This window comes from Synechococcus sp. RedBA-s (genome assembly GCF_024345495.1).
Classification (GTDB): Bacteria; Cyanobacteriota; Cyanobacteriia; order PCC-6307; family Cyanobiaceae; genus Regnicoccus_A.
This window is the reverse complement of the sequence record NZ_JAGQBF010000005.1, coordinates 34,345-54,831: the sequence shown is the minus strand read 5'-3', so window position 1 is coordinate 54,831 and position 20,487 is coordinate 34,345. Positions and strand designations below refer to the sequence as shown.

General features: G+C 69.6%; 19 protein-coding genes. 12 read left to right on the top strand and 7 right to left on the bottom strand.

The annotated features are described in order from the left end of the window. Positions 1-15: 15 nt before the first annotated feature. Genes kdsA through KBY67_RS02990 form a run of 5 tightly spaced genes read left to right on the top strand, consistent with a single transcriptional unit; the run spans position 16 to position 4,984 of the window. Positions 16-828, top strand: a complete 813-nt coding sequence (kdsA, locus tag KBY67_RS03010) for a 3-deoxy-8-phosphooctulonate synthase (RefSeq protein ID WP_255108578.1) — start codon at positions 16-18, stop codon at positions 826-828. Next, positions 825-1,406, top strand: coding sequence for an HAD family hydrolase (locus KBY67_RS03005; protein ID WP_255108576.1), 582 nt, complete (start codon positions 825-827; stop codon positions 1,404-1,406). The genes kdsA and KBY67_RS03005 overlap by 4 nt, the downstream gene beginning before the upstream one ends. Then, positions 1,399-2,523, top strand: a complete 1,125-nt coding sequence (locus KBY67_RS03000) for a hypothetical protein (protein WP_255108678.1) — start codon at positions 1,399-1,401, stop codon at positions 2,521-2,523. Before KBY67_RS03005 ends, KBY67_RS03000 begins: the two co-directional genes overlap by 8 nt. A 5-nt stretch (positions 2,524-2,528) precedes the next feature. Beyond that, the gene (locus KBY67_RS02995; protein WP_255108574.1) at positions 2,529-3,758 is read left to right on the top strand and encodes a hypothetical protein; all 1,230 of its coding nucleotides are present in this window, start codon (positions 2,529-2,531) and stop codon (positions 3,756-3,758) included. Next, the gene (locus KBY67_RS02990) at positions 3,758-4,984 is read left to right on the top strand and encodes a hypothetical protein (RefSeq protein WP_255108572.1); all 1,227 of its coding nucleotides are present in this window, start codon (positions 3,758-3,760) and stop codon (positions 4,982-4,984) included. Before KBY67_RS02995 ends, KBY67_RS02990 begins: the two co-directional genes overlap by 1 nt. Positions 4,985-4,997: 13 nt before the next feature. On the opposite strand, the gene KBY67_RS02985 is transcribed toward KBY67_RS02990, so the two are convergent. From KBY67_RS02985 to KBY67_RS02975, 3 genes are read right to left on the bottom strand one after another with little or no spacing between them, the layout of a single operon-like run. Next, positions 4,998-6,320: a CCA tRNA nucleotidyltransferase gene (locus KBY67_RS02985; RefSeq protein WP_255108570.1), complete on the bottom strand. Its 1,323-nt coding sequence runs from the start codon at positions 6,318-6,320 to the stop codon at positions 4,998-5,000. Then, positions 6,314-7,396: a hypothetical protein gene (locus KBY67_RS02980; protein ID WP_255108568.1), complete on the bottom strand. Its 1,083-nt coding sequence runs from the start codon at positions 7,394-7,396 to the stop codon at positions 6,314-6,316. The genes KBY67_RS02985 and KBY67_RS02980 overlap by 7 nt, the downstream gene beginning before the upstream one ends. Beyond that, positions 7,393-9,786, bottom strand: a complete 2,394-nt coding sequence (locus tag KBY67_RS02975; protein ID WP_255108566.1) for a UvrD-helicase domain-containing protein — start codon at positions 9,784-9,786, stop codon at positions 7,393-7,395. The genes KBY67_RS02980 and KBY67_RS02975 overlap by 4 nt, the downstream gene beginning before the upstream one ends. 129 nt (positions 9,787-9,915) lie before the next feature. Between KBY67_RS02975 and KBY67_RS02970 the strand changes: the two genes are divergently transcribed. From KBY67_RS02970 to KBY67_RS02950, 5 genes are all read left to right on the top strand, one after another. Beyond that, on the top strand, positions 9,916-11,586 hold the full coding sequence (locus KBY67_RS02970) for a hypothetical protein (RefSeq protein WP_255108564.1): 1,671 nt from the start codon (positions 9,916-9,918) through the stop codon (positions 11,584-11,586). Positions 11,587-11,688: 102 nt separating this feature from the next. Continuing rightward, positions 11,689-12,459: a glycosyltransferase gene (locus tag KBY67_RS02965; protein WP_255108562.1), complete on the top strand. Its 771-nt coding sequence runs from the start codon at positions 11,689-11,691 to the stop codon at positions 12,457-12,459. Between the two features lie 4 nt (positions 12,460-12,463). Further along, entirely contained in the window at positions 12,464-13,537 is a 1,074-nt protein-coding gene (locus KBY67_RS02960) for a glycosyltransferase family 2 protein (RefSeq protein WP_255108560.1), read from the top strand. A 32-nt stretch (positions 13,538-13,569) separates the two neighbouring features. Then, positions 13,570-14,565, top strand: a complete 996-nt coding sequence (locus KBY67_RS02955; RefSeq protein WP_255108556.1) for a glycosyltransferase family 2 protein — start codon at positions 13,570-13,572, stop codon at positions 14,563-14,565. Then, positions 14,562-15,479: a hypothetical protein gene (locus KBY67_RS02950; protein ID WP_255108555.1), complete on the top strand. Its 918-nt coding sequence runs from the start codon at positions 14,562-14,564 to the stop codon at positions 15,477-15,479. Before KBY67_RS02955 ends, KBY67_RS02950 begins: the two co-directional genes overlap by 4 nt. Positions 15,480-15,495: 16 nt before the next feature. On the opposite strand, the gene KBY67_RS02945 is transcribed toward KBY67_RS02950, so the two are convergent. Together KBY67_RS02945 and KBY67_RS02940 are read right to left on the bottom strand one after the other, a co-directional pair. Further along, positions 15,496-16,572, bottom strand: a complete 1,077-nt coding sequence (locus KBY67_RS02945; protein ID WP_255108554.1) for a glycosyltransferase family 1 protein — start codon at positions 16,570-16,572, stop codon at positions 15,496-15,498. After that, positions 16,569-17,501 carry a glycosyltransferase family 2 protein gene (locus tag KBY67_RS02940; RefSeq protein ID WP_255108552.1) on the bottom strand — a complete coding sequence of 311 codons (933 nt, stop codon included), beginning with the start codon at positions 17,499-17,501 and terminating at the stop codon, positions 16,569-16,571. The genes KBY67_RS02945 and KBY67_RS02940 overlap by 4 nt, the downstream gene beginning before the upstream one ends. Positions 17,502-17,523: 22 nt before the next feature. On the opposite strand from KBY67_RS02940, the gene KBY67_RS02935 reads away from it, so the two are divergent. Both KBY67_RS02935 and kdsB read left to right on the top strand, forming a co-directional pair. Beyond that, positions 17,524-18,033: an HIT family protein gene (locus tag KBY67_RS02935; RefSeq protein WP_255108550.1), complete on the top strand. Its 510-nt coding sequence runs from the start codon at positions 17,524-17,526 to the stop codon at positions 18,031-18,033. A gap of 28 nt (positions 18,034-18,061) precedes the next feature. After that, entirely contained in the window at positions 18,062-18,910 is an 849-nt protein-coding gene (gene kdsB, locus KBY67_RS02930) for a 3-deoxy-manno-octulosonate cytidylyltransferase (RefSeq protein ID WP_255108548.1), read from the top strand. A 4-nt stretch (positions 18,911-18,914) separates the two neighbouring features. Here the strand turns inward: kdsB and KBY67_RS02925 are convergent, their stop codons facing one another. Together KBY67_RS02925 and smpB are read right to left on the bottom strand one after the other, a co-directional pair. Next, a complete protein-coding gene (locus tag KBY67_RS02925; protein WP_255108546.1) occupies positions 18,915-19,913 on the bottom strand; it encodes an SIS domain-containing protein in 999 nt (332 codons plus the stop codon). A 33-nt stretch (positions 19,914-19,946) separates the two neighbouring features. Next, positions 19,947-20,444: an SsrA-binding protein SmpB gene (smpB, locus tag KBY67_RS02920; protein WP_255108544.1), complete on the bottom strand. Its 498-nt coding sequence runs from the start codon at positions 20,442-20,444 to the stop codon at positions 19,947-19,949. Positions 20,445-20,487 lie beyond the last annotated feature (43 nt).

Here is a 20,487-nt window from a genome sequence, read left to right as displayed (position 1 = left end):
CTCCTCCTTCCCCCCATGAGCTTCACCCTGATCGCCGGCCCCTGCGTGATCGAAAGCCCCGAGCTGGTGTTCCAGGTGGCTGAGCGGATGCAGGCGATCGCCCAGCGCCTGGGCATCACCTACATCTTCAAGGCCAGTTTCGACAAGGCCAACCGCAGTTCCGGCGGCTCCTTCCGGGGGCCGGGTGTCAGCGGCGGCCTGGAGGTGCTCAAGGAGGTGAAGCAGCGCTTCGGCCTGCCGGTGCTCACCGACATCCACGAAAGCCAGCAGGCAGCCCAGGTGGCCGAGGTGGTGGATGTGCTCCAGATTCCCGCCTTCCTCTGCCGCCAGACCGATCTGTTGCTGGCGGCGGCCGAGGCGGTGCGCGGCACCGACAAGACCATCAACGTCAAGAAGGGCCAGTTCCTCGCCCCCTGGGATATGGCCCAGGTGGTGACCAAGCTGCGTGAGGCCGGTGTGGAGAACCTCTGGCTCACGGAGCGGGGCTCCAGCTTTGGCTACAACACCCTCGTCGTTGATTTCCGCAGCCTGCCCCAGCTGCGCGCCCTGGGTTGCCCGGTGATCTTCGATGCCACCCATTCGGTGCAGCAGCCGGGTGGCCGCGGCAGCAGCAGCGGCGGCCAGCGTGAATTCGTGGCGCCCCTGGCGCGGGCCGCGGCCGCGGTGGGCATCGATGGCCTGTTCATGGAAGTGCATCCCGACCCCGATCAGGGCCTCAGTGATGGGCCGAACATGGTGCCCCTGCACCGGGTCGAGCCGTTCCTGGAGCAACTGCTGGCCATTCGCGCCCCCCTGCAGGAGCAGGGGGAGGCCGTCACGGTGCTGTGAGCGTCTCACTGGCCTGGCCCTTGCGCCAGCCGGCCCTGCTGGCCTGGCGCTGGCGCGGGCGGCTGAGGGCCCTGCGTCTGCTGGTGCTGGATGTGGATGGGGTGCTCACCGACGGGGGCCTCTGGACCACGGAATCCGGGGAGGTGATCAAGCGTTTTGATGTGCGCGATGGCCTGGGCATCCGGCTGCTGCAGCAGGCGGGTCTGGAGGTGGCGCTGCTCAGCGGCGGCAAGGGCGGCGCCAGCGAACAGCGGGCCCGCTACCTGGGCATCGGCCACTGCCTCACCGGCGTCAAGGACAAGCCCGTGGCCCTGGCCCGGTTGCAGAGCAGCCTGGGGATCAGCCCTGCCGAGACGGCCTTTGTGGGTGACGATCTCAACGATCTGGCGGTGCGGCCGGTTGTGGGCCTGCTGCTCTGCCCGGCCGATGCCGTGACGCCCCTGCGCCGCCAGGCTGATGCGGTGCTCGCTGCCGATGGCGGCCATGGCGCCGTGCGCGGTCTGGCCGAGGCGATCCTGCGGGCGCGGGGGGAGTGGCGGGAGCTGAGCCGCACCGGCTGGCGTGACCGCAATGGTTAAGCGTCCCGCGGGCCTGCGCCAGCGGTTGCGCGCCGGTCTGCGCCAGGCCCTGAGGAGTGGGTGGCTCGGTCCGCTCAGCCGGCTGGAGCGACTGGACCGGGATGAGTGGCAGGCCCTGGCCGCCTACCGGGGGCTGGTGCATCAGGCTTTCGGCCAGCGGCCCTTCGCCCCCCAGGTGAGCGCCGATCTCTGGGATCGCCACGCTTTCCGCTCCGCCGCCTCCACCAAGCCGTTTTTCAGCCCCGCCCGGCGCGAACTGGAGAATTCCTCCCACCACTACGGCCACGACATCCAGCTCAAGCGCCATGCGGGCCTGCCGTTGATCGGTTCGCCGCTGCCGCATCTGCTGGAGCATGGCCTCAAGGTGAGCCGGGGGGCCACCTTTGAGAGTCCGCGCCCCTGGACCCGTGGCTATCTCTGCATGGGACCCCTGCGGGCGAGCTGGCTGCGGGAGCGCTTCGGGCTGCCGGCCCATCCGATCGGCCCCTGGATCGCCTACGCCCGGCCCCTGCTCGATGCTGAGGCGATCAGCCGCTTGCGTGCCGAGCTGGGCCCCACCCTGTTGGTGGTGCTGGCCCACAGCTGGGACCAGGTGGAGCGGCGCATGGATCTCGACCACTGCGTGGCGGAAGTGCGCGCCCTGATGGAGGCCGGCGGTTACCGCTCGTTGATCTGGCTGCGCCACTGGAAGGATCCCGAGCAGCTGCCGCTGCCGCCGGAGTGGATCGTGGCCTGCAATGGGCACCGCTCCAACCCCTGGTTCCTCGATTCGCTGCGCACCCTGCTGGAGCTCAGTGATGGGCTGGCCAGCAACGCCTTCGGCACCCACCTCGGCTACGGGGTGGCCCTGGGGACAAGGCTGCACTGGATCGAGGCGGAAGCCCAGCAGGACCTCTCGACCCTGGCGGGGGCCAAGGCCGAGGAGGAGGCCGGTGAGTGGGCCGAGCGACAGCGCCTGAGCGCCCTGCTGCGGCGGGAGCTGGGGTCGGCTGAGCCGGGTGCCCAGGAGCGCGTGCGGGGGCTGCTGGATCCCTACTGGGGTTTCGATGCGGTTCAGCAAGAGCAGGCCCTGCGCCAGCTCTTGCTGAACCGGCGCGGCTCGAGCTTGGCCGCCTGAGTCCCGTGCTGGATTTCCCTTCGGTTGCTCCGTTTCGCCTCGATCAGGTGAGGTCGGCGCCGCTGCTGCTGTCCGGTCTTTTTGCCGCCCAGCTGGCGTTGGCGTCGGCCCTGGCCTGGGCGGGCGTGCGCCAGCGGGTCCTCTTCTGGTGGACGGCCGGTCTGGCCCTGGTGGCCCTCGTGGCCCTGTTCTTCACCCTGGGCAGCTGGGGCAACAGCGATACCACCAAGCTGAGTTACTACTTCGGTTTCGATCTTTCCCGGGTCAAGGGGGAGGCCTTCTGGGTGCTGGCGGCCCCCTGGGTGGTGCGCCTGCCCTACCGCATGTCGGCGGTGCATGGGCTGGTGGTGGCCTGCTATGCCCTGGTTCCGCTGCTGCTGGCCTGGCGCTGGCGAGCCCTGGCCTGGGGTGGCTGGTGGAGCCTGTTGCTCTGCTGCAGTCCGATGCTGCGCAGTTTTCTCCAGAACGGCGTCAGCCGCCAGGCCCTGGCCACGCTGCTGCTGGTGCCCCTGCTGCTCTGGGCGGGCCAGCTACTGGCGCTGCAGCGGCGCTGGGTCGCCCTGGCCGCCCTGCTCTCACTGACGATGCACACAGCCTTCGCTGGCTCCCTCGCCCTGGCGCTTCTGCCCCGCTTGCTGGTGGGGCGAGCGAGGCCGCAGGGGCTGACCCGCTGGCCCCTGCGCCGGCCCGCTGCTGTCATCGCCCTGGCGGCCCTGGCCGCCGGCCTGGTGCTGCTGGTGGCGTTGGCCCTGCCCACGGCACTGGAGAAGCTGGCGGTCTACGTGCAGCAGGAGAGTTACTTCAACCAGTACCCCCTGGATCAGGCGGTGGGAAGGCTGCAGGCGGCGATGGCCCTGGGGCTGCTGCTCAGCTGCTGGCGTCGGCGGCTGGGCTGGCGCACCTTGCTGAGCTGTGCGGTGACCCGCCAGCTGATCCTGTTCGGTCTGCTGTACCACCTGATGCAGTGGTCAGTGCAGGCCGTATGGTTCCCGCAGATCACTAGTCGGCTGGCCGATGTGGTGGGCCTGTTTCTGTTGCTTGTGTACCTGGCCTGGTTGAACCGCTACCAGTGCTATTGGGCGGTGCTGCCAGCCTTGTTCGTCACGATCGATTACTGGCTGATGGAGCGTCTGCTGCCCTCGCGCCTGCTCAGCTGCGGTCTCGACGACAACTTCCTCTGCATTCCTGATCGTTGGCCCTGGCAGATCCGTTACTGGGATCTCCCCTCACGCTGATGCTGGCTGCGGCCTTTCCGCTCGACGCTCCCTTCCGGATCGACCAGGTCACCCAGGCCCCGGGGCTGATGGGTGTGCTGTTTCTGGCCCAGGTGGTGATGGCGCTGCTGCTGCATCTGGCCGGCGCCTACCGGCGGCCGCGGCTGTGGTGGAGCGCTGCTGCTGTGCTGCTGGTGCTGGTGCTGGTGTTTTTCACCCTGGGCAGCTGGGGCAACAGCGACACCACCCGCTTTTCCCATTATCTGGCGGTGGATCCGGAGCGGGGGCCACCGGAGCCGCTCTGGCGCCTGCTGCGGCCGCTGCTGCTGCTGCTGCCTTACCGCATGGCGGCGGTGCATGGACTTGTGGCCAGTGGCTACGCGGCGGCGGCGCTACTGATGGCCCGGGCCTGGAGGGTGCCCTCCTGGGGAGGCTGGTGGAGCCTGCTGATCTGCTGCAGCCCGATGCTGCGGGGCTTCATGCAGAACGCCCACAGCCGTCAGGCCCTGGCGGTGCTGCTGCTGCTGCCGCTGATGCTCTGGGCGGCCCGGCAGTTCCGCCCCCGCCGCCTCTGGTTGGGGCTGGGGGTGATCCTCTCGGCGCTCACCCACAGCACCATCGTCTGGAATCTGCTGATCAGCCTCAGCCCCCTGGCGATGAGCCTGCCGGAGTCGATGGCCCGGGCGGCCGGGCGTTGCCGAAGCCTCTGGGCCTTGGCGGGCTGGCGGCGCTGGTTGGTGCTGTCGCTGCTGCTTGCTGGTGGTGGCCTGATCGCCCTGGTGGGATTCACGGCTCTGCAGCGGCTGCAGGACTACTCCACGGATGCCTATTTCAGCGATTATTCGATCCGCAAGATCGTTGGCCGTCTCCAGCGTGCCCTGACCCTGGGCTTTCTGCTGGCCTGCGCCCAGAAGCGCCTCTCGCCATGGCGGTTGCTGCGCTGCGACCAGACTCGGCTGTTGATGGTCTTCGGGGTGGGTTACCTGCTGATCCAGGCCTCGATCACGCACCAGTGGCTGCCGCAGGTGACCAGCCGCCTGGCCGACAGCGTCGGTTTCCTGCTGCTGATCAGCTTCCTGATCTGGCTGAACCACTACGACGCCCACTGGTGCGTCATTCCGGCGCTCTACGTGACCTTCCAGTACTGGTTCGAGGGCCGCATCCTTCCCTCCGCCGGTTTCGATTGCGGCCATAACGACGGCTTTCTCTGCGTGCCCGATCGCTGGCCCTGGCAGGTGCGCTGGTGAGCGGGCCCCGGCCTCACCAGCGCTCCTGATCGAGGCGCTGCCTGCGCAGCTGGCGCAACTTCTCCCCCAGGGCCGGTCCTGCGGGATATCCCGCCTCCATCAGCTGCCGGGCGCTGATGGGGGAGGCCAGGCAGCGCCAGCGCAGCAACCAGCGCAGCAGCCCCCGTCGCCAGACCCCAGGCGGACGGCTAACCAGCGCCAGGATCACCACCTCCGGGCTCAGCCCCCCCCGCTCCAGGACCAAACTCAGCTGCGCCGGGCTGGCGCCAGGCTCAAGGCCGGGCTCAGCCAGCCAGTGTCGCAGCCGCACCAGTCCGCGCAGGCTCTGCTGACTGCGGTGGGGCAGCTGCAGCTGGTCGGCCAGGGCCACGGGGTCGGCCAAGGGGGCCAGCAAAGCCAGCATCAACCACTGCTCCTGAGGCCAGGGGGGCAACTGCGCCAGGGCCAGCAGCCGCTGGGCCCAGCGCAGCCGCTGCCGCCAGCTCAGGTCGTGCTGCAGACTCGAATCCAGCAGTTCCAGGGCCTGCCAGTGCTGCAGCAGCTCCAGGGCCCGCGGCCAGGGCTCGCGCCCCAGCAGCAGTTCCAGTTCCTTGCGCAACCGGCTGCCCAGGGAGGGTGGCACCCCCGGGCTGCCGCCGGGGTTGACCTCAGCCCGGCGCCAGGGCCAGGCCGCCAGGGTGCGCTGCCACTGGGCTAGCGCTTCGGGGGCCAGCTCCAGGCCCAGGCGGGCGCTGTAGCGGGCGGCCCGCACGATCCGGGTGGGATCGTCCTCAAGGCTGTGCCCGTGCAGGAAGCGCAGACGGCGGGCCGCCAGATCCTCCCGGCCGCCGAAGGGGTCCAGCAGCTGGCTCTCGAGAGCGTCAGCGTGCGCCGCCTCGGCCTGCTCCAGTTGCTCGGCATCCAGCAGCAGGGCGATGGCGTTGATGCTCAGATCGCGGCGGGCCAGGTCATCCGCCAGGGAGCCATACCTGACGCTGGGATTGGCGCCGGGCTCCTTGTACCACTCCCGCCGGGCGGTGGCCAGGTCCAGCAGCACCCCGTCGATGTTGAGTTCGGCTGTGCCGAACTCCTCGTGCAGCTGGCAGCGGCGCAGGCTGGGGCCCAGCCGCTCGGCCAGCTGGCGGGCGATGCGGTGGGCGGCGGGCGGGCCCTCTTCAGCACTGGATTGCTCCACCACCAGGTCGAGATCGGGCAGGCCCCGCCAGGGATCCCTGTGCACCCGGTGCAGCAGCAGATCCCGCACGGCCCCGCCCACCAGAGCCACCGGCAGGGGGGCGGCAGCTTCCACCACCAGCTGCAGGGCCCGGCGCAGGGGCGGCTCGAGCTGGATCAGCACGGGGTCACCAGTCGTCGGGTGAGCCAGGCCATGCGCCGCACCCGCACCAGACGATGCAGGAATTCCAGGGGATGGCGCCGGTAGCGGGGGTTGTGGGCCCAGAGAGGCCCAAGGCCCAGCCAGACCACCTCGGCGCCGCTGAGGCTGCGCACGCCGTAGACCGCCGAGGTGAGGCCGGCCACCACCAGGCGCCGGCCGGGGGCCGCCTGCTCCAGAGCCCGCACCAGCACCTCAACCGGCACGGCGCTGCGCAACACGGCAGCCACCCCCTGAGGTGTTTCGGGCCCGAAGCTGCCGGCGTTCGGTGCCTTGGGGTGCTCGATCAGCACGAGCCGGTCCAGGGCTGGATCGAAGCCCGGCAGCTGGCCAATCCAGGCGGCGAGCAGGGCCGGTGGCAGGCGCTCTTTGGGGAACTGATGGGCCAGGTTGGGCAGGGAGCAGAGCCAGAGCGGCCGCTCCGGCCGGGTGGCCGCCAGGCAGGCTTCAACGAACGCTGCGCAGGCCCCATCGAAGCTGGCCACCAGGGCCTCGAACAGCCGCGAGCGCGTGCTGAGCGGCACGGGATCGATCGGCCCATGGGGGCGATGCCAGCACGGTTGGGGTCCTTCGAGTGCTGTGTGCACCCGCCGGTGCGGCTCTGGAATCGGTCGGTTGAGCAGGCTGGGCAGGATCGCCTTCAGCTCACGGGCGCAGCGGTAATACAGGCCCAGGCCATCGCCGCAGATCAGCCAGGTGGGGATCTCCAGCCGCTCGCAGGGCTCGCGCTGCACCCGCTGCCACTGGTTGTTGAGACAGGCCAGATCGAAGCGGCCGGGCCTGAGCTCCTCCGGCTTCATCACCAGGTGCACCGGGGCCATGGCAGGGGGATCGAGCTGGCGCAGCTGCTCCAGCCAGCGCTCGATCGCCCCGTGCTGCTCGGCCAGGCGCAGGGGATCCCAGGTGATGGCTCCGGTGAGCAGCAGGGCGATCTCGGCGGCACCGCCGCGCAACTCCGGCCGCTCCAGCACCACCGCCAGCTGGTTGACCAGGTGAATCAGCCCTCCGCTGAGCACCAGCGCCCTGGCGGCCGGGCTCACAGGGGCTCGATCGGTGCCAGGCGCGGATCGAGGATCTTCGGGCCCATGCCCTCGAACTTCACTGCGATCGAGATCTTCTCGCCGCTGCCGAACAGGTGGGTGATCGTGCCGTCGCCGAAGCTGGCGTGGCGCAACTGATCGCCGATGGCCCAGGCCCGCGCCGGCGCCCGGCGCCGCACCGCATTGGTGGGGGCCGAAGCGCTGCCGCCGGCGGCCACCCGCTGGCTCTCCTCGCGGTCCACCCGGGTGAGGCGATCTAGCCGCTGCTCTCGCCGGATGGCGGCGCCACCGCTCTGGGGGATGTCGCCCTGCACCAGCTCCGGCGGCAGCTCCGAGAGAAATACCGAGGGAATGGCCGGCTCGCGCATGCCGCCCCATAGCCGCCGCTCACTGGCGTGGGAGAGGAACAGCCGCTCCTTGGCGCGGGTGATGCCCACGTAGCAGAGGCGCCGCTCCTCCTCCAGGGCGGAGGGATCCTCCAGGGAGCGGTAGCTGGGGAACAGCCCCTGCTCCAGCCCCACCATGCACACCACGGGAAACTCCAGCCCCTTGCTGGCGTGCAGGGTCATCAGGGTGACCCGGTCGGCGGCGGTGTCCTTGCTGTCGGCGTCGCTGGCCAGGGCGGCGGAGGCCAGGAAACCCTCCAGCGACCCCTCCTCGTTCTCCTCCTGATACTGCAGGGCGGCGTTGACCAGTTCCTGCAGGTTGCGCCGCCGCTCCTCGGCCTCATCGGTGCCTTCGGTGATCAGTTCGGCCAGGTAGCCGCTCTGCTCCATCACCCGCTGCACCAGCTCCGCTGGGGGCGCGTCCTGGGTGCGGCCGCTGAGATCACTGATCAGTTCGCTGAACTGCAGCAGCCCCTTGGCGGAGCGACCGGCCAGGGAGCGCACGGCCTCCGCATCGTTCACCACCTCCCACAGCGGCATGCCCAGCTGGGCGGAGGCGTCGCTGAGACGCTGCACCGTGGTTTTGCCGATGCCGCGCCGGGGCACGTTCAGCACCCGCAGCAGGCTGACGCTGTCGGCGGGGTTCACCAGCAGGCGCAGGTAGGCCAGCACGTCCTTGATCTCGCGCCGGTCGTAGAAGCGCAGACCCCCTACGACGATGTAGGGGATGCCCCAGCGCACCAGCGACTCCTCCATCGCCCGGCTCTGGGCGTTGGTGCGATAAAGGATCGCCATGTCGCCCCAGCGCAGCTCGGGGTGGGCCGCCTCCAGCATCCGTAGGCGGTGCACCACGGCCTCGGCCTCAGCGATCTCGTCGTCGCAGCGGGTGAGGGTGATCAGCTCGCCTTCGCCGCGGGTGGGGCGCAGCACCTTGTCGATGCGCTCACTGTTGTGGGCGATCAGGGCGTTGGCCGCCTCCAGGATCGTGGCGGTTGAGCGGTAGTTCTCCTCCAGCTTCACCATCGTGCGGGTGGCCTCGTCGCTGGCCCGGTCGCCGAAGTCGTCCTGGAAGCCCATCAGGATCGTGAAATCAGCCGCCCGGAAGCTGTAGATGCTCTGGTCGGCGTCGCCCACCACGAACACCGAGCGCCCGCCCCAGTCGTTGAAGGTTTCGGGGTCGCGGCCGCCGGTCACCAGCAGCTTGATCAGGTCGTACTGGGTGCGGTTGGTGTCCTGGTATTCGTCCACCAGCACGTGGCGGAAGCGGCCGTGCCAGTAGTGGCGCACCTGCTCGTTGCTCTGCAGCAGCTGAACTGGCAGCAGCAGCAGGTCGTCGAAGTCGAGGGCATTGTTGGCGGCCAGGGCACGGCGGTAGAGCCGGTAGGCCTCGGCCTCCTTGCGGCCGCGCATCCCCTCGGCCTTGGCCTCCATCACATCCGGCAGCCAGCCCTGGTTCTTGGCATTGCTGATTGCCCAGCGCACCTTCTTGGGCTCGAAGCGCTTGGGGTCGAGGCCCAGCTCCTGGGTGACGATCTCCTTGACCAGAGTCTGGGCGTCGGATTCGTCGTAGATCGAGAACTGGCGGGTCCAGCTGAGCCCTTCCGGGTCCTTGTACTTGTCGATGTCGAAGCGCAGCAGCCGCGCGAACAGGGCGTGGAAGGTACCGATCCAGAGCTCTTTGGTGACCTCCCGGTAGATGCGGTTGCGCAGCTGTCGCTGCTGCTGGGGTTGCAGGGTGCTGAAGGGCTGGCCGAACTGGCTTCCGGCCAGTCGCTGGGCCAGTAACACCTCCAGCCTCTCCTTCATCTCCCGCGCCGCCTTGTTGGTGAAGGTGACCGCCAGCAGCTGGTGGGGATCAACGCCGTGGTGGCCGATCAGGTGGGCGATGCGGTGGGTGAGGGCCCGGGTCTTGCCGCTGCCCGCCCCGGCCACCACCAGCAGGGGGCCGTTGTGGTGATCGACCGCTCGGCGCTGCGCGTCGTTGAGGCCGGCGAGGAAGCTCATTGCACCTACTGTATCGACGCCTGGCTGGCTTTCAGGTCCTGTCCTGGCGACTCCCGGGCTATTCAGCAGAGCCCAGCTGGTTCGGGGGAGAACAGCAAAGCCTCGTTCCTGTCCATGCTGCGAACGCCGTTGAGCCGCGACGATGTCACCGTGATCGCAGCCCGGGCGGCTGCCGATCTGGTGTTCCTGCTGGCCTGGCTGGCGGGAGGGATCATCCTCGCAACCTGGAATCAGGGCGAGGTGGTTCTCAACACGGACAGCTCGGCACCGATCACCCAGTTGCTTCTGCTGACCCATGGCCGGGTGGACAGCCTTCAGGAGCTTCGGCTGGCAAGAATCCCGAGTTTCTTGCCGGATCTGCTGATCCTGCGGGCAGGGCTAGGGCTCCAATGGATGGACGGCCCGGAAACCATCGAGCTGCTTCTGGCCTGGTACTCCATCCTGATCGGGTCCCTGCTGCTGGCTTTGCAGGGAGCGCTGATCTTTCTGACAACCCCTCTGAGCCGCTGGTGGGCGTGGGTGGTCACCGTGCTGGGAACCTCCGTCCTGGTGCAGGTCAGCCCGCTTTATCGAGAAGCGATCGGGCTCACGCAGACACCTGTGCACCACGGCGGCAACGTGTTCAACACGCTGCTGCTGCTGGTCCTGATGGCCCTCATGGTCAGGAGCCGGTCGCCGCTGCGATCCCGCCTGGCTGCCGCCGCCCTTGTGGCACTGGCTTTCATCGGCACCCTGTCCAATGTGCTGCTGCTCTTCACGGCCGTCGCTCCGGTGGGGATGGGGCTTGTGCTGATCCTGCTCAGCTCGTCCGGGGTGAGCCGGGAGGCCGGGCGCACGGACCCTGTGCAGGGGTGGCTGCGCAGCCAGATGGGGCCCTTGCTGGTTTCACTGCTGGGGGCGGCCCTGCTTGGGGTGATCGCCGCACGCTCCTTCAATCTCCAGTGCGGGTTCAACCTGGGCGTCTTTCCGGACAGCAACCTGTTGGCGGAGTACCGGGACTCGCCCCTCGTTCTCCTGGCCACAGCCTTGGGTCTGCTCCTGCTGTTTCGCGCCACTACGTCCCTGGGGCCCGTGGCCCTGGCCGTGGCTCTTTCAGCCCTGAGTCCCCATGTCTACAGCTGGTTTCTTCCCGACACTCCACGGCGCTATTTCCTCACCCTGCCCCTGCTGATGCTTGTCATGATCGCGATGCTGGTCTTCCCAGCCGCAGGCGCGCCGGCTTCCCCGCTGGCCATGACGGGGAGAAGGTCAGTCCTGGGTGCCGTCCTGGCGCTTCTCCTTGCCCTGCCCATGGCCTGGGTCCTTTTGCGTGTGGCGTCACCCCCTCTGGCCGCCCGCTTTCAGAGCCGGTATGACCCAGCCGACGGGGTCATGCTGGAACGGTTGGCTTCGCTGGGACATCACAGAGGCTTGTCCGACTTCTGGGGTGCCCATCTGACGGCTGTATCCCGTGGCAGCGTTGAGGTGCTTCCCATCGACAGCGATGGCGAGCCTGATCTCTGGGCGCACAATCGGGAGGCCTTCCTTTCCGCCTCAGCTCAGCCTCTGGATGCACCCCTCAGTGAGCGGCTGGGGACCTTCAGCTTCGTGTATCTGAGGGTCGATGAAGAACAGCCAAGCCTCATCAAGGTCAAGGACGTTCTTGCCGCCTATGGGCCCCCATCGGGTCGGCTGGGATGCCGGGAAGACGGTTCCGGACCCTGCGTCCTGCTCTATGCCAACTCGGACAACTTGCGCGAGGTGGTTGCTGGAAAGCTTGCCACCTTCAGAAACCGCTGCCGAGAGGGAAACCTGCGTTAAGCCTTCGGTCAGGCCCCTGCCGAGGCAAGGCTGAGCCGGCCTCGGGCAAGCAACGTCCAGCCCTTACTCTGACCCCCGATCAATGTCCGCAGGATTGGCCCCATGGAACAGCCCTCCCCTGTCGCAGTCAATTCCAGCGTGATCGCGGCAACGGATCGGCGGGGTCCGGCACCGATCCCCATCTTCATTGGCTACGACCCGCGCGAGCGGGCCGCCACCACTGTGCTGATCGACAGCCTCTATCAGCACAGCAGCGCACCGCTGGCGATCACACCTCTGGTGACCCCTCAGCTGGAGCAGCAGGGTCTCTATCACCGGCAGAAGGATCCGAAGCAGAGCACGGCCTTCTCCTTCACCCGCTTCCTGGTGCCCTATCTGATGGGCTATCAGGGCTGGGCCGTCTTCATGGACTGCGACATGCTCTGCCGCGGTGATATCGCCGAACTCTGGGCCGAACGCAACGACGACTACGCCCTGATGTGCGTTCAGCACGAGCACGTGCCGGCGGAAACCGTGAAATTCCTCGGCGAGGTGCAGAGCGCCTACCCGAAAAAGAACTGGAGCTCCCTGATGCTGCTGAACTGCGGCCGCTGCCAGGCGCTCACGCCCGACTACGTGAACAGCGCCAGCGGCCTGGAGCTGCACCGCTTCCACTGGCTGGCTGGAGACCATGAGATCGGTGCCCTCGACGGTCGCTGGAACCACCTGGTGGATGTGCAGGCCGCCCCGACGGCCGCCGTGGCCGAAGGAGGCCCAACCCTGCTCCACTGGACATTGGGGGGCCCCTGGTTCCGGGAGCAGCGCACCATGGGCGGCCCGCTGGCGGCGGAATGGTTCTCCGCCCGCGACGACGCCCTCAGGCTCTGGGACTGACCCGTTGGGCGCGCGCGCAACGGAGCCAGTGGTGCCGGGGCTGGGCGTGGTGCCCGGCCTGAGTGTGGTGACGGTCTGCATGAACCGCCGCGACCACCTGCTGCGATCGGCCGCCGCCCTCAGCCGCTGGCCCCACCACCAGGAACACCTGATCGTGGACTGGAGCAGCACCGAGCCCCTGCGCAGGGGCGACCTGCCCACCGATCCCCGCCTGCGCCTGCTGCGGGTGGAGGGGGAAGGCCGCTGGAACCTGTGCCGTGCCTACAACTTCGCCATCGCCCAGGCCCGGGGCTCCCTCCTGCTCAAGCTCGATGCGGACTGCTGGCCGAGCGAGCGCTTCGATCCCGCCGCCGCTGGGCTGAGGGTGGCTCTTGAGGCCGCTGATCCGGCTCTCTCAGAGGGTGCCCGGTCCATCCTCTGCGCCCTTGGCAGTGGCCCCGAGGGCCGCAAGGGCCAGGTCATGGTGGCCCGCTCACTGCTGGCGGCGGTGGGCGGCTACAACGAAGTGTTGGTGGGTTACGGCTTCGACGACAAGGACCTGGCGGCGCGGCTGGTGCAACGGCTGGGGCAGCAGCCGGCCCGCATCCCCGCCGACTGGCTGGAGGTGATCCCCCACAGCGATCAGGAGCGGGCCGAGCAGGCCGCGGCCGCGGGCTGGTTCGGGCTGCGGCGCTCCCAGGGGTTCGCCGCCATGCGGGCTTCCCGTCTGGCCAACCGGTTGCTGGCGGCCCAGCATCCCTGGGGACGACGCTCGCGGGCCTGCCGTTATCTGGAGCAGGCCCCGGGGCTGTGGCGGCTGCAGCCAGGCAGCCTCCCCCAGCCCTCCCCGGCGTTGCAGGAGGAGGTGGATCATGCCCGGCGCATGACTTTCTGGAGCACCTTCCTGGCGATACCGGAGGTGTTCCTGGAGCAGATGCCCTACCCCCTGGTGCCCCCGGCGCGGGGTGGGGCCTGGCCGGTGTACTGGTGGCATCGCCTCTACTGGCTCAGTGGCCGTCAGTTGCTGCACCTGCCCGTGCTCGCCCTGGCCCTGGTGCGCGAGGTCCTGCAATGGGCCTGGCGGCGGCCAAGGGGCTGAGTCCCGTTCTTAAATTGGCGCTGCCATCGCCCGTGGGCGCGATCCCCTCCCTCAGCCTGGTCACCGTCTGCATGAACCGGCGGGAACATCTGCTGCGCTCTGCTGCCGCAGTGGCCGCCTGGCCCCACCACCAAGAGCACCTGGTGGTGGATTGGAGCAGTGAGCAGCCCCTGCGCCGCACGGATCTGCCAGCCGATGGGCGGCTGCGCCTGCTGCGCGTCGAGGGGGAGAAGCGCTGGAACCCCTCCCGCGCCTACAACTTCGCCCTGGCGCAGGCCTGTGGCGATCGGTTGATGCGCATGGACGCCGATTGCTGGCCCACCGCCGGCTTCGATCCAGAGGCGCTGCTGGCAGCTGGACCCCTCTGGGTGGGCAACGGCGGCGAGGGACGCTACGGCCAGTTCCTGATGACCCGTGAGCGCTTCGAGGCGGTGGGAGGGTTCAACGAGTGCATGCGCGGCTGGGGCTTCGAGGACAAGGACCTGCGCGGGCGCCTGAGCTTCCAGCAGGGGTGGTCGCTGGCTGAGATCCCCGCCGCCGCCATTGGGGTGATCACCCACTCCAATGAGGAGCGTATGGGCCAGCCCAAGGCGAACGGCCGAGGCAGCCTGCGCCATAGCCTCGGCCTGGCAACGATGCGGGCCTCCCGCCTCGGTAACCGCCTGGTGGCCGCCCACTGCCCCTGGGGTGCCGCCAGTGGCCGCTGCCTCTACCAGGAGCTCCAGCCCGGGCTCTGGCGCCTGGAGCCGGGCAGCCTGCCGAAGCCTCCGGCGGACAGTGCCGATGAGATGGATCACGCCCGGCGCATGGCTTTCTGGGGCTGCTTCCTGGCCATCCCGGAGATCTTTCTGGAGCGGTTGCCGATCAAGCTGGTGCCCCTGGATCGCCACGGGGTCTGGCCGGTGCGCTGGTGGCATCGCCTCCACTGGCACACGGTCCGGCGGCTGCTGGAGCTGCCGGTCTGGTTGCTTTCTCTCGGTCGCGGCCGGCTGCAGGGGATGAAGCGGCCGGCCGGCCGGCCGACGTGATCCGGCTCACCTTTGTGTTCAACGCAATCCACCTGGAGGCGGCACGGCGCCTGCGCCGGGGGATCCTGCCGGATCCGCTGGCTCAGCTCAGATGGGCCACGCCGGTGCTGCAGGTGCTGGTGCTGGAGAGCAGCCGTCTGCGCCTGGAGCCCCACGACCGTCAGCTCTGGCCCCTGCGCCTGCGGATCCAGCCGGTGGTGATGGCGGCCCTGGCCCTGCTCGCCAGCCTCCGGCTGGTGGAGGAGGTGCGTTTGCCCCACCTGCGCGGCGCGGGCCGGGCCCTGCGCTGGCTGGTGCGCCGCAGTCCCCGACTGCTCCTGCTCGATGACGGCCTTGATCAGTACCGCGCCCAGCCAAGGGCCCTCGATCCCGGACGTTTCCCGCCGGGAACGCCCCTGGCCCTCTTCTCAGATCAGCGCGATGGCCGGGCCCCCTGGTGCGGACGCTTTCAGCTGCTGGAGCTGGGGCCGCTCTACCAGGCCGCACCCAGGCCTGGGCCGTTGTCCGCTGCTCCTCCGGCTGTCCCCCCACCGGAGGCTGTCGCCCCTCCCGCGGCTGAAGCGCCGGGCACCTTGATCGTGGATTCCCCTGGGGTGGAGCGGCTGCTGCCGACAGCGCACCAGCTGCCCCGGCCGTGGCAACTGGTGCCCCACCCGGTGCCCTCGAAGCGCTCGTGGCCCCTGCCACCTCAAGCTCCACCGGCGGCAGCTGATGTCCCGATGATGCTGGAGCAGCGCATCGCCGGTTTTCCTGGCCTGATTGTGGTGGGGGAGAGCATGGCCCTGCTGGCAGCCCTGGCCCTGCGTCCGGCTGGATCGCCCCTGCTGGTGGCCTTGCCGGCCAGCAGCGATCCCCACCTGCGCGCCCTGGTGCTGCGCCTGGCCAGTCGTGATCCGGCGGTGAACCTGGCCTGATCCGGTTGGCTTCGGTTCAGGCCAGTTGCCGCAGCAGTTCCTCCACCGCGCGGCCGGTGTCGGCCCAGCGGAAGCGGCGGGACTGGAGCAGGCCCGCCTGCCCCAGCTGGGCGGCCAGGCACGGCTGCTCGATCAGGGCTTCCATGGCGGCCCCGATGGCGCCCACCTGGCGGGGGTCCACCCGCAGGGCGGCCTCCCCCACCACTTCCGGCAGGGCCCCGGCTTCGGCGGCGATCACCGGGGCGCCGCAGGCCATCCCCTCCAGGGCCGGCAGCCCGAAACCCTCCCAGAGGCTGGCCATCACCAGCCCGCGGCAACGGTTGAGCAGCTCCAGCCGCTCCTGGTCGCTCACCCAGGGGCGCCAGTCGCAGCGACCGGCGATGCCCAGCTCGCTGGCCAGGCGCTGCAGGCGAGGGGTGTAGCGGGGATCCTGGGGACCCACCAGGGCCAGGCGGTGGTCGCGGTCGCGCAGCCCCGCGAAGGCCCTCAGCACCCGCTCCAGATTCTTGTGGGGGTCGTGGCGGCCGAGCACCAGGAAAAACGGTTGCCGCTCCAGCCCCAGGGGCCGCAGCAGCCCCGGGCTGAAGCCCAGGCGGATCGGCACCAACCGCCTCGCGGGTACGCCCAGGCGCTGGTGCACCTCCTGGGCCGTGGCTTCAGAGTTGCAGAGCACGCGCACGGCCCGGTGCAGCACCAGCGGCACGTAGGCCAGGTGGTACGCCAGCAGAGGGGTGAGCTGCGGGTAGCGGAGAGGCAGCAGGTCGTGGGCGAGCACCACGGAGCGCACCCCTCGCCCCAGGGGGGCTTCCGGCAGGGGCGAGAGCAGCAGCGACGCCCCGCTGCGGCGCAGCAGTTTCGGCAGCTCCCGCTGGGTCCAGAGCAGGCGCCGCAAGTGGCCGGCGCGGCCGTGCTCGGGCGAGAGGTCAGCGGGGATGGCAAGGCTGCCGGGGCGATCGCCGCCGCAGGGATCCAGCAGCGGCACCAGGGCCGGATCCAGGGCCGCCGCCAATTCCCGGGCCACCACGCCGATGCCGGTTGGCCGCTGCCCGAGGTAGCTGCCGTTGAAGAGGGCCAGGGGCATCACCGAACTCATCGCCTTGGGGGAACCGCCGGCGAAGCGGTGGGGAATGGACCCATGGCCTCCGCCATCGCCACCAGCGTCGCCCAGCTGCGTTTCGGCCGCCCCGGCAGCCGCAGCAGCGTCATCAGCAGCAGCCTCAGGTTGCGCAGGGCCAGCACCCAGCCGGGTCGGTGGCGGCGCAGGAAGCGCAGATAACTCAGGGTCGAGAGTCGCTGGCGCCGCTCGCTGGGGGTGTGACTGCCCGCACCCCGCTGGTGGGTCACCGCCAGCGCCGGCCACCACAGCACCGGGGCGCCCGCCTCCCCCAGCCGCAGGCAGAGGTCCATGTCTTCGTAGTAGAGGGGGAAGGCGGGATCGAAGCGGGCGGGCGGGCTGTGGGCGCTGGGTCGCATCAACAGGCTGCAGCCGCTCAGCCAGTCGAGTTGCACCGCGGCGCCGCCAGGGATGGCAGTGGCAGACGCGGCAGCAGTGGCCAGGCTGGCCTCATCCACCCGCCGCCGGCGGAAATCGAGGCCGGGATCGATCCAGCCGCCGCTGGGCTCGAGCTCTCCGCTTCCGGCGCGTACGGCGGTGCCCAGCAGCGCCCGGGGCGGCAGTTGCGCCAGGGCCTCACTCAGCCGCTCCAGTTCATGGCCGGTTGGCAGGGCGGTGTCGGGATTGAGCAGCCAGATCCAGCCCCCCCAGCCCCGCCGGGCCAGGTGCTCGAAACCCCGGTTGCAGCCCGCCCCGAAGCCATCGCCTTCACTCCCCGCCACCAGTTCCAGCTCCAGCTCAGGGCCGCAGCTGGCACTGCTGAGGTCGCTGACCCGTAGCGGTGCCGAGAGCGGACTGTTGTCCACCACCAGCCAGCGGATCGGCGACAGGCTCTGGCGGGCCAGATCGGTCCCCAGCTGCTGCAGGGCATCGAGGCTGTGATAGGCCACGCTGAGCACTACGGGCACGGAACCGGGAGGAACGGCAGTGATGGGCGACCCGCAGCTGAGGGCAGTTTCGCAGCAGGACCAAGGCCAGCCCAGGGGCGAAGGCCCCTGCGGCATCTGCCTCCTCCATGGTGATGGCGAGGTGGTGTCCCGCGATGAAATCCTTCGCCAGGACCTCTGGCTGCTGCGCCATCACCCCCGGCCGGCACCCCTGGCGGGTTGGCTGCTGCTGGATGCCCGTCGCCATCTCGGTGGACCGATCGACTTCCTGCCGGAGGAGGCCGTGGCCTTCGGTCCGGTCCTGCAACGCTGCTCGGCCCTGGTGAAGGAGCTCACTGGTTGCGATCGGGTGTACGCGATCGCCTTTGGGGAAGGGGCCCGGCATCTGCATGTTCACCTGATTCCCCGCCACGGGGAGGACCCCGCCACGGAGGCGTGGAAGGCGGCGGATCTCTACCGGGCAGTGGCCTCGGGCGAGCGGGCCGCGGCTGCGGATCAGCAGGTGGAGGAGCTGGTGCGGGAGGCCCGGGAGCTCACCGCTGCCTGGCGATAGGCTGCGCTGCAGCGACCGGGATCCAGCGGTGAACGAGGCCCACCTTCAGCAGGAAGCAGCGGCCCCCTGGCGTTGTCTGGTGGCGGTGCCCGCACGGTTGGAGTCGTCGCGACTGCCCAACAAGGTGATGGCCGATATCGGCGGGCAGCCGATGCTGCGGCGGGTGCTGGAGTGCTGCCGGCGCTCCAGCCGGGCCGCTGCGGTGGTGCTCTGCACCGACAGCGACCTGCTGCGCCGGGAAGCAGGAGCCTGGGGGTTCCCCGTGCTGATGACAGCGGCCTCCTGCAGCTCCGGCAGCGACCGTCTCGCTTCGGTGGTGGAGGCGCTCACGGCCCTGGCCGCGGCGGCGGGGGCCAGCCCTGATGCGCCCCCGCCGGATCCCGCCCGCACGGTGATCATCAACGTGCAGGGGGATCAGCCCTTCATCGATCCGGCGGTGATCGATGCGATGGCCGAGGCCTTCGCCAGCACCACCCCAGGTCCTGCTGTGCTCACCCCGGTGTACCGGATGGGGGCGGAGAAGGTGCACAACCCGAATGTGGTCAAAACGCTGCTGGCAGCCGATGGTCGTGCCCTTTACTTCTCCCGTTCGGCCCTGCCCCATGTGCGCGGCGTTGAGCCCGCCGACTGGCCCCAGCACGCCCCCTACTGGGGCCATGTGGGCATCTACGGCTATCGGGCCGATGTGCTGGCGCGCTGGAGCGAGCTGCCGGCTTCACCGCTGGAGCAGATCGAGAAGCTGGAGCAGCTGCGGCTGATCGAGGCGGGCATTCCGGTGGGCACCTTCCCCGTCGATGGTGATTTCCTCTCGGTGGATACCGCCGAGCAGCTGGAGCAGGCCCGTGCCATCGCTGCTGCTGCTTCTGCTGCCGGCTGAGCGCTCAGCCGGCCGAGGGGGTCAGGCCCGCCTGCACCAGGTCGTGCAGGCGCAGCAGGCCCAGCATCGGTCCCCCCGCAGCCAGCACCGGCAACACACCGATCGGCTTGCGTCGGTTGCACTCCATCCGCTCCAGGGCCTTCACCGCCAGCAGATCCGCCGCCACGGTGATCGGATCGACGGTCATCAGATCGGCGGCCCGCAGCTCAGCCCACTGGGCTGGCGCGTGCTGCTCCAGGGCCCGGCGCAGGTCGCCGTCGGTGATCAGCCCGGCCAGCTGGGTGCTGGAGTTGGCCCGGCGTACCCAGCAGGCCCCCACCCCATCGCCGGTCAGCCCGGCGATCACGGCGCTGAGGCTGGCGTCCTCTTCAAGGGGATGGAGCTTGGCGGTGGGCACCATCAGATCCCCCACGGTGAGAGTGAGTTGCTTGCCCAGGGCACCGGCGGGGTGGTTGAGGGCGAAATCAGCCGGTGAGATGCCGCGCCGCTCCATCCACACCGCCGCCAGGGCATCGCCGATCGCCATGGCCACGGCGGTGCTGGCGGTGGGCGCCAGGTTGAGCGGGCACACTTCCCGGTCGACGGAGCCATCCAGCACCACCTCGCAGCCCCGGGCCAGGCTTGAGGCCACCCGGCCCACGAGCGCCATGCGGCCGGTGCCGCGGCGGCGCAGGTGGGGCAGGATCTCCAGCAGCTCCTGGGTCTCGCCGCTGTTGGAGAGCAGCAGCACCACATCTTCGGGGGCCACCACCCCTAGATCCCCGTGCAGGGCATCGAGGGGGTTGAGGTAGAGGGCCATCAGCCCGATTGAGGAGAAGGTGGCGGCGATCTTGCGCGCCACGATGCCGCTCTTGCCCACGCCGGTGATCACCAGCTTGGCGCGCTGGTCGGCGCAGCGATCGAGCAGCGCCAGGGCTGCATCCACCTGCGCGGCATCCAGGCGCCCGGAGGCGGCGGCGATGGCGGCCGCCTCTTCCTGAAGACAGCGCGTCAGTGCCGACATCCCGGTGCCCCGCCAGTGCTGGGGACTGTATGGCTAGAGGCGGGCGAGAGCAGAGCGCACCTCCCGGTCGGCGTCCTTGCGACGCTCATCCTGACGCTTGTCGTGGAGCTTGCGGCCCTTGGCCAGGCCGAGGGTGAGCTTGATCCAGGAGCCCTTGAGGTGCAGGTTCAGGGGCACCAGGGTGAGGCCCTTCTGGTCGAGCGCCACCCGCAGTTTGTCGATCTCGCGGCGGTGGGCCAGCAGCTTGCGGGTGCGCAGGGGTTCGTGGTTGAAGTAGGCACTCGCGTGGCTGTGGGGCGAGATGTGCACGTTGTGCAGCTGCAGTTCACCGCTGCGGATCAGGCCGAAGCCGTCGCGCAGGTTGGCTTTGCCCGCCCGGATCGACTTCACCTCGGTGCCCACCAGCTCGATGCCCGTTTCCAAGGTTTCGAGGATCTCGTATTGATGCCGTGCGAAACGGTTGTCGGCCAGGAGCCGATTGGAGGCATCCCGTGCCGCCTTGGCCGCCTTCTTGCCTGCGCCTTTGGCCATCGACCTCCCCTCTGCTGAGCTGACCCTATCCACGGCCTGGCCT